The sequence below is a fragment of the Paenibacillus sp. JT22N1 genome (assembly GCF_059692155.1).
This window is the reverse complement of the sequence record NZ_JCAUAW010000036.1, coordinates 46,489-55,130: the sequence shown is the minus strand read 5'-3', so window position 1 is coordinate 55,130 and position 8,642 is coordinate 46,489. Positions and strand designations below refer to the sequence as shown.

The following is an 8,642-nucleotide window of genomic DNA, read 5'->3' as shown; positions in this document are numbered from 1 at the left end:
CACGCCGCCAGCGTTCGTCCTGAGCCAGGATCAAACTCTCCATAATAGTAAAACTATTTGAAAGCTTAATTGCTCATTTGCGTTGCTAGCGAGATTTTGCAATCTCTTTTTTGAACGATTTCTCATTCGTGCTTACTCACTCGTTGTTCAGTTTTCAAAGATCAATTTCTTTCGCTCACTGCCGTGTTACCGAAGCAGCGAGAAGTAATATACCACAGCTCGTTCATCAATTGCAAGCACTTTTTTTCTTGTCAATTTCTGTCGTTCTCTGTCGGAAGGCTATAGTAACATAGGTTGCTGTTTGAATGCAAGTCCCATTTAATGACTCATGGTGATTTGCCGCTTCAAAGCAACGAGGAATAATGTAACACGTAGAGAAACCAATTACAACCCCTTTGGAAATGTTCCACAATTGCAATTGTTTTGAATTGTTCCTACATAGAATCCAAACAAAAAGGATGCAGTCCCCTGCATCCTTTGAAGCTCATTAGTATTCCATTCTATCTATTGAAGGAAAATTCAAGGGGGAATCTACAACTCTAGTAAAAGGGTTGCCTTACCTAGCAGATTATTACGAATCAACGCGTAGATTGAAAGAATTCGATACGCTCTCCGTCTAAACCATTAAAGAAGAAGTATCTGGAGCCATTCGGAAGGGTCGTAATCTCAGCATCCAGCTGCTCAACTCCCAATCCTTTGATTCTTGTAAATTCCGCTTCAATATCATCCACAGTAAAGGCCAAATGGTGAACTTTGCCCTCTTGCGGTAAACCCGCGTTATAACCCTCTATTAATTCAACTTCAGTTTCATTTAATGCTTCAAAGCCAAGAAAACCGAGTTTGATCACACCATTCGTATGTAACAAAGTACCTTTGTGCTTAAGTCCAATCACATCTTCATAGAAACGAATCGATGCTTCCAAGTTTGCTACCATTACACCAACATGCTCCATTTTCAAAACTGCCATCTGTACATAACCTCCTCCATTCATCTCCTTCTATTGTAACGAAAAGAGCATGAGAGGACTAGACTGTCTTTAAGAGATACTGAGCGTTTCCATTTCGCCATCCAGCGAGAAGAGCGTCACTTCTTTTTTCGTAATATTGACCAAACCAATATCATCAAATACTTTTCTCACCTGAGCATTGGATAAATGCTTCATTATGGTTTGGGCCGCTATCTGTAAATGATCCTGATACATGGATTCAAAAAACATAAGAACTTCTTTTTCCCCGACTAGAATTTTCGCGTGCATCATCCCATTAACACCCCCATTATCAATGGTTCAATTGTATATTTTGGAATCTAGGAAAGTGTCAGAACTTTATTAGGTTTATGTTAGGTTCATAGATTTCGCCTTAGATAAAAAGTCAGTGTATACTAGAATAAAGAAGATGAGGTAGGAGGGTGCAAATATGAGATTACTAAAGCTTCTTCAAATCTATGAAGTGGATGGGATTACACCCAAGCATCGATCGGAACGATTCAATTTTGATGAAATTCAAGGGCAAACATTTCGTGAAATGAACCCTACTGAGGTTGGGTGCCCGATGATCCTATCAGGCATCCATCGATATATACCTTTCAAAACAACTAGAGTTCAAGCGATAGATCGGGACGGTTTGGATTTCCGGGTGCTGACACGCAATACCATCTATCATTTTGAAGTTTATACGGAACGCCAAGCCACTTAACCTTTGGAAGGTTAATGGCTTTTTTTGTTGTTTCATCTAATAACAATTTCTTCACTTCTCAAAATCTACCATTTCCCCTTATACTAATAGATGGGCTTATTAACCGCAGTTCTATTAATTGAAGGAGGAATTTTTAACACATGAAAAAAACATTGACCACCCGCCTTACAGCGCTCGCTCTTGTTACCGTTCTTACTAGCTCTTTCGCTAGCAGCCTAGCATTTGCTGAAACAGCAGCACCCTCTTCTCCCGTTTCAATGAAATCAGATATGCGTCTTGCCATTGATAACGGCGCTATTGAGGGCTACGGGGATACCGACTACCGTGGTGCAAATGCAGCTACTCGCGCTGAAGTGGTAACAATGATTAACCGTGCTGCCAAGCTGAAAAGTGCAGATCTTGGTTCTGTCACGTTCACGGACCTTGCAAATTGGCAAAAACAAGCGGTTGCGAGTGCCGTTGCAGCTAAACTCATTAGCGGCTTTGCTGACGGTACGTTTCACCCGAACGCTGCCGTTACTCGTCAAGAGCTTGCTGAGTTGATCGTTAAAGTCGTAACTGGCGGCCAACTGCCAAAAGTGAACGAGAATGTGTTGAACTACTTCAAAGATTCCTCCTCCATCGCTAAAGAATCCCGCCCTTATGTCGCTTATGCCGTCATCAGCGGAATTTTCACACCTACCCTTGACGGTAACTTCAACCCTACTGCGGAAGTAACGCGTGACGAAGTGGCTAAAGCACTTAAGCCTATTTTATTTAAAGTGGTTGATATTTTAACAACAAACGATATTCACGGTAAAATCGAAGTCGGCTTCGATAAAAAACGAAATCAAGGTCAAGGCGGTATCGAAACACTCGGTGGTATCGTGACCGATTTCCGTGCTGTAAATCCAGGTGGAACGGTCGTTGTTGATGGCGGAGACGCATGGCAAGGTACCCTGATTTCCAATACAACGAATGGTCAATCCGTGATGGATACGATGGCACAAGTGCAATATGATGCCGCGGCTATCGGAAACCACGAGTTCGACTTCGGTCGTGACGTTCTAATCGACAACATTAAAAAAGCTAAATTCCCTATTCTCGGGGCTAATATTATCGATGATAAAACAGGTAAACGCGTTGACTGGACACAGCCCTATGTAATTGTTGAAAAAGATGGCTTGAAAATCGGTATCATCGGCTTCGCAACGCCACAAACTACAACAACTACAAAATCAACAAACATTGAAGGCCTCTCCTTTGTAAATCCGGTTCCTATGGCTAAAGAATTGTCCGCTGAGCTTCGTGCAAAAGGTGTGGACATCATTATGGTTACCTCCCACCTACCAGGTGAGCAAAATCAAAAGTCTGCTGAAATCATTAGCGAGCTTGCTGATCTTGCAAAAGGCACGGGGAATGGTACCCTTGATGCGATTGTTGGTGGTCACTCCCATATGCGTGTTGCCGGTATCGTGAATGGCATTCCTGTTGTAGAGGCTCAAAGCTGGCTTTATGCGGTTGGGCACATTCAACTGTTTGTAGACAAATCCACAAAGCAAGTCGTATCCTCGAATGCAAGTTTGCTTGAAACATATACGAACTTGACGACAGCTGACGCGAAGATTCACCAAACGGTCGAAGATTATAAAGCCAAAATTTCAGCGAAATCCGGAGAAGTTGAAGTCGTTGCTGCAGAGCCACTAACTCGTAAATCTTTCCGCTTTGCTACCAATGGTGGAGTTGATCGCGACGGCGCTTCCCAATTAGGAAACAGCATCACAGATGCCATGCGCGCTTCTGAGAAATCCGATATTGCCTTCACTAATATTGGTGGTATTCGAGCAGATGTGGATAAAGGTGAACTGACGTATGGCAAAATGTTTGAAGTGTTCCCTTTCGGCAATTACAACGTAACGGGTACAATGACTGCTGCTCAAATCAAAAAAGCACTCGAAGTTACAGATAAGTATACCAATCTTCCGGCTATTCAATTCTCTGGCTTGAAAGTAGAATGGGACAGCACGAAGCCACTCGGTGAGAAATATTCGAAAATCACCCTGGTAGATGGTACACCAATCTATGTCGATGGCAAGTTTAATACAGACCGTACATTTAAAGTAACAACCAATGATTTTATGGCTACTGGCAGTGGCGATGGCTTTACCGTATTTGGTGAAGTGAAGGATTGGAAAGATGGCGCCATCATGCTGGATGCTTGGGTGAATTATGCTAATTCCCTGAAAGCCGCTGGTAAAGAGCTATCTGTACAAGACGATGGTCGCGATGTGCGTTTGGATTTGAAGAAATAAGCTATCATTAATTATTAATCTCATAAAATAAAAAAGACCTTTGACCGCATCCAAAAATGGATAGGATCAAAGGTCTTTCTATTTGGTCAGCCATACACGCATCAGGGATAGCAATTGGCTTAAATTAAGCGGCTTGCTAATATAATCGGAGGCTCCTGCTTGCAAGCAAATGTCCCTGTCCTGTTTCATAGCCTTGGCCGTCAATGCAATAATCGGTACTTTCTCAAATCGGGTATCTTTCCTAATCATTCGCATGGCTTCGTAACCATCCATAACAGGCATCATGATATCCATAAGTATGAGATCGATGTCTTGATCTTTCTTCATGATCTCCAAACATTCTTGTCCATTATGAGCAACGGTAACCAGTATTCCTTCTTTCTCAAAAGCATTGCTTAGCGCGAACACATTCCGAACGTCATCGTCGACGACAAGTACTTTTCTTCCGCTAAAATTGTTCCTCTCTGCTGGATCAGCGGCTTTCTTATAGGCATCCCTAAGCAGAAAGTCACTTATCATTGGGGAAGACGCAGCTGCAGCTTCCTTCTGCATGGATTCAGTTTCGTTAAAGACATGCTCCAATGAAGGAACATAAAGCGTGAAGGTACTGCCTACTCCCTCTTCGCTTTGCATAATAACCCTACCACCGAGAAGTCGGGCTAATTCACGGCTTATCGATAATCCAAGGCCTGTCCCTCCATATTTACGATTCGTTGTTCCATCCGCCTGGCGGAACGGCTCAAAGATCAATTGCTGCTTCTCAGGAGATATCCCAATCCCTGTATCTTTTACGGATATGACCAGAACTTGACTTTGTTTAGCCAATGGCAGAAACTCTTTAATCTGCTCCTCGCTGCACATACTCAAATTCACCAGAACGGAGCCCTTATGTGTAAATTTAAAGGCATTAGAGAGTAAATTTTTAATAATTTGGCTTAATCGCTGTTCATCGGTATAGAAAATATCTGGAACCTGTGAATCGCGTACGATGCTAAAAGTGAGACTTTGCTGTTCGGCCACCTTTGCAAATTGACTTCGCAATATATCTGGAAGCTCTGATACATTCATTTCACCGACATGAATATCTAATTTGCCAGCTTCGACTTTGGATAGATCAAGAATATCGTTAATCAGATGCAGAAGATCATTCCCTGAAGAATGAATAACACGGGCGTACTCTTGCTCTTCTTTGGTCAACGAACCCTGTTTATTTTCTTGCAGCATTTGGGAAAGGATAAGCACACTGTTTAATGGGGTACGGAGTTCGTGTGACATATTTGCCAAAAATTCCGATTTATATCGAGAACTTTGCTGCAGCTGAACCGCATGTTCTTCAAAAGATGCTTTGATATTCTCTAGTTCCCGCGACCTTTCTTCCGCATAACGATTCTGTTCCTCCAACTGTTCATTCGTCATGTGCAGTTCTTCTTGTTGCGTTTGAAGTTCTTCCGTCATAATCTGATATTCTTTTAAAAGCCGCTCAACTTCAACACGCGTTTGCACACTATGTACAATTGTACCTAATACTTCAAGAATATCTTCAAGCAGTTCAAGCTGCAGCGGAGTAAATTTATCAAAGGAGGCCAGCTCCATGACAGCAATAACTTCATTGTTATGTAAAATGGGTACGATCAGAACACTTTGAGCTTTCGCCGCTCCAAGTCCAGACGATAGGGTAATGTAACTATCTGGTATATTGGTTAGGTGAAACATTCGCTTCTCGACCGCACATTGACCGACTAGTCCTTCTCCCAATTTGAATCGGTGAACCCCAATGCCATCGCTCCCCCCCATGACCGCATAAGAAGCCAACTTAATCATAGAATCCTTGCCTTCATAGGAAGAACGAAGATATAGAAGACCGTAAGAAGCATCAAACAGCTCAGCCGCTTTACTAATAAAGACTTTCCCAAGTGTTTCCATATCTGAAATCCCTTGAAGCATATGAACGACTTCCGTTAATTTTCGCTGCTGCCACTCCATCTCTTCTTGATTCTCAAGCAGAACATTCATAGCTTCCGCAAGATCTTTCACCTCATCGTTCATGGTAACTTGTATACGTTTAGAACGATCTCTCTTCGATGAACTTAAATTCATAATACTTCGTGTTACTTTTTTAATCGTCCCTACGATAGATCGAGAAATTAATAATGCAGCCGCTATTGAAAATATAACAACAAGCGTTAACATGACGAATAGAGACGTGGTCAGCATCCGATTCTGTGCATCTAAGTGCGCTGCTCTTTCCTTGGTAAGTCCCATTTCAACACTTCGAAAACGATCCAACTGTGAGCGTATATCATCAATAACTTGCTTCCCGAGTAAAAAATTATAATCAAAATACGTTTCGTTATTAACGTTATTTCTCATCGAAGATAGGGACTTTCCTCCGCTCTGCTGAAGCCATCGTTCGATTGACGCCTTAATGGAAGAAAGATTTTGCTCCTGTACGCTATTATCTCGAGTTAGCTGACTGAGACGACTGTAGGATTCCCTCCACTTCGACTCGCCTACGTTGTAGGGTTCTAAATAGCTGAGAACTCCCGTAAGTAAATAGCCCCGCTGCCCGCTTTCCATATCCATCACATATTTTTCGATACGATTCGTTTCATTATGGACGGCAAAATCATGCTCGATGATATAATTTCTATCTTTCTGCATGGAGATCACTTGATAATTAACTAATACAAATGAAATGGTTAAACAGACAATGATGAACATATACCCAATCATAATCTTGGAACGGATACCAAATCTATTTTTCCCCATCACGCTGCAGTCCCTTCCTTTAGTAAGAATTCGCCTTATACGTGTATTATACTATGTTCTCCAAAAAATGGGATATGGAGATTATATATACTTTACTACTTTACCAAGTTAATGTATTATTATAGTAATGTATTAAATTAAATTAAATTAATTCAAATGAAATAGGAGTGATTATTATGAGTCGGACATTTAAACACATCCGCCCTCGCAGCGTTCTTTCACGCATGAAGCCTTACTCTCCTGGGAAACCCATTTGGGAAGTTCAACGAGAATTAGGTATCGAAAAGGTCACCAAGCTTGCTTCTAACGAAAATCCTATAGGCCCTTCGCCACTAGCTCTAACAGCCATTCAAGCTTATCTGACCGATATCCATCGCTACCCCGACGCCGACACGATTGATCTTAGGGGGGCAATTGCGGAGAAATTACAGCTTTCTTCTGATGAAGTCCTTGTAACCAATGGAGCAGATGAACTCATTACACTTATTTCGGAGACATTTTTGGAACCAGGGGATGAGATTATTGTTCCTTCCCCAACTTTTAGCGAATATGAATTCGGGGCTAATTTAATGGGCGCAAGTGTCGTGCAAGTACCGCTTCGTGAAGATTACCGTTATGATGTTGACGATATACTCGCTGCTGTAACTGAACAAACCAAACTGCTTTATATTTGCTCACCTAACAATCCGACAGGCACATATATGAAGAAACAGGATTTACACCGGCTTATGGAGGAGCTCCCTTCCTATGTTCTTGTTATTTTCGACGGGGCTTATAGTCACTTTGTAACGGCGGATGATTATAGCGATGGGTTGGAGCTTGTGCGTTTGGGCTACCCCATCGTCGTCACACAAACCTTTTCGAAAATATACGGATTGGCTGGTATTCGTGTAGGGTATGGCATCGCGTCACCAAGTATTCTGCATAGTATCCGTCAGGTCAAAGAACCATTCAATGTGAATGCTTTAGCACAAGTTGGCGCTACTGCAGCGATTAAGGATGATCAGCATCTTGATGCGACACGTGAGATGAATGCTCGCGGAAGAGAGCAGTTATATGATAGCTTGCAGGGAATGGGATTGAATTTCACACGCAGCATGAGTAATTTCCTATTGGTTGAGCTTGGACCAGACGCTAAAAATATCTATGAAAAGCTGATGAATAAAGGAATTATTATACGTTATGGCGGAGCTTGGAACCTCCCTAATCATGTGCGGATTTCAGTTGGGACGTCTGAAGATCATACGGTATTAATTGAGGCGCTTAGCGAAATATTCATTCAGCAAACATAATTTCATCGCCACAACTCAAAACCCTCTTGAACGGACAAGCCGAAACCTACCTCCAATTGTTTGCGTGTAATCAAATATGCTACAATACTAACAATTATTGTCTCATGGGGGTAAGCGAAGCGATGCTTAAGGAATTTAAAGATTTTGCATTCAAAGGGAATATGGTTGATTTAGCAGTTGGGGTTATTATTGGCGGGGCTTTCGGGAAAGTCATTACATCGATCGTGAATGATTTAATTATGCCGCTTGTTGGGCTGTTAATCGGTAAAGTGAAGTTCAATGATCTATTTATTTCATTAAATGGCACTCATTACGCTACCCTTAAAGATGCGGTTGCAGCCAGTGCACCTACCTTTAATTACGGACAATTCATTTCGACCTTCCTAGACTTTCTAATTGTTGCTTTTGTCATTTTCCTTGTTATCCGACAGCTTAGTAAGTTCCGCAAGAAGGAAGAGCCGAAAGAAAAAGTGGTAACATCCAAATCTTGTCCGCATTGCTTGTCCGAAATTCCTGTACAAGCTACACGTTGTAAGTTCTGTACTTCAGAGCTGTCATCAGGCACTGCTGTGTCAGGGAGTATTCAATAGGTATG

The 8,642-nt window shown here is 42.0% G+C and carries 7 protein-coding genes; 4 read left to right on the top strand and 3 right to left on the bottom strand.

Annotated features, from left to right (window positions below):
• Positions 1–578 precede the first annotated feature (578 nt).
• Positions 579–968, bottom strand: coding sequence for a VOC family protein (locus tag AC58UU_RS37370; RefSeq protein ID WP_497322494.1), 390 nt, complete (start codon positions 966–968; stop codon positions 579–581).
• A 69-nt stretch (positions 969–1,037) separates the two neighbouring features.
• Positions 1,038–1,259: a hypothetical protein gene (locus AC58UU_RS37365; RefSeq protein WP_497322492.1), complete on the bottom strand. Its 222-nt coding sequence runs from the start codon at positions 1,257–1,259 to the stop codon at positions 1,038–1,040.
• Positions 1,260–1,416: 157 nt separating this feature from the next.
• Here AC58UU_RS37365 and AC58UU_RS37360 point away from each other — a divergent pair, with 157 nt between their 5' ends.
• A complete protein-coding gene (locus AC58UU_RS37360; protein WP_497322491.1) occupies positions 1,417–1,695 on the top strand; it encodes a hypothetical protein in 279 nt (92 codons plus the stop codon).
• 140 nt (positions 1,696–1,835) lie between these two features.
• Positions 1,836–3,986 carry a 5'-nucleotidase C-terminal domain-containing protein gene (locus AC58UU_RS37355; protein WP_497322490.1) on the top strand — a complete coding sequence of 717 codons (2,151 nt, stop codon included), beginning with the start codon at positions 1,836–1,838 and terminating at the stop codon, positions 3,984–3,986.
• A 78-nt stretch (positions 3,987–4,064) separates the two neighbouring features.
• Here the strand turns inward: AC58UU_RS37355 and AC58UU_RS37350 are convergent, their stop codons facing one another.
• On the bottom strand, positions 4,065–6,755 hold the full coding sequence (locus AC58UU_RS37350) for a response regulator (RefSeq protein ID WP_497322489.1): 2,691 nt from the start codon (positions 6,753–6,755) through the stop codon (positions 4,065–4,067).
• Positions 6,756–6,931: 176 nt separating this feature from the next.
• Between AC58UU_RS37350 and hisC the strand changes: the two genes are divergently transcribed.
• Positions 6,932–8,047, top strand: coding sequence for a histidinol-phosphate transaminase (gene hisC / locus AC58UU_RS37345; protein ID WP_497322488.1), 1,116 nt, complete (start codon positions 6,932–6,934; stop codon positions 8,045–8,047).
• Between the two features lie 122 nt (positions 8,048–8,169).
• Positions 8,170–8,637 carry a large conductance mechanosensitive channel protein MscL gene (gene mscL / locus AC58UU_RS37340; protein WP_497322487.1) on the top strand — a complete coding sequence of 156 codons (468 nt, stop codon included), beginning with the start codon at positions 8,170–8,172 and terminating at the stop codon, positions 8,635–8,637.
• The last annotated feature ends 5 nt before the right edge of the window (positions 8,638–8,642 follow it).

Excerpts from the sequence above, each read along its gene's own strand:
- AC58UU_RS37360 (WP_497322491.1), top strand. The coding sequence starts at position 1,417 with ATGAGATTACTAAAGCTTCTTCAAATCTATGAAGTGGATGGGATTACA.
- hisC (WP_497322488.1), top strand. The coding sequence starts at position 6,932 with ATGAGTCGGACATTTAAACACATCCGCCCTCGCAGCGTTCTTTCACGC.
- AC58UU_RS37350 (WP_497322489.1), bottom strand. The coding sequence starts at position 6,755 with ATGGGGAAAAATAGATTTGGTATCCGTTCCAAGATTATGATTGGGTAT.
- AC58UU_RS37355 (WP_497322490.1), top strand. The coding sequence starts at position 1,836 with ATGAAAAAAACATTGACCACCCGCCTTACAGCGCTCGCTCTTGTTACC.
- AC58UU_RS37365 (WP_497322492.1), bottom strand. The coding sequence starts at position 1,259 with ATGATGCACGCGAAAATTCTAGTCGGGGAAAAAGAAGTTCTTATGTTT.
- AC58UU_RS37370 (WP_497322494.1), bottom strand. The coding sequence starts at position 968 with ATGGCAGTTTTGAAAATGGAGCATGTTGGTGTAATGGTAGCAAACTTG.
- mscL (WP_497322487.1), top strand. The coding sequence starts at position 8,170 with ATGCTTAAGGAATTTAAAGATTTTGCATTCAAAGGGAATATGGTTGAT.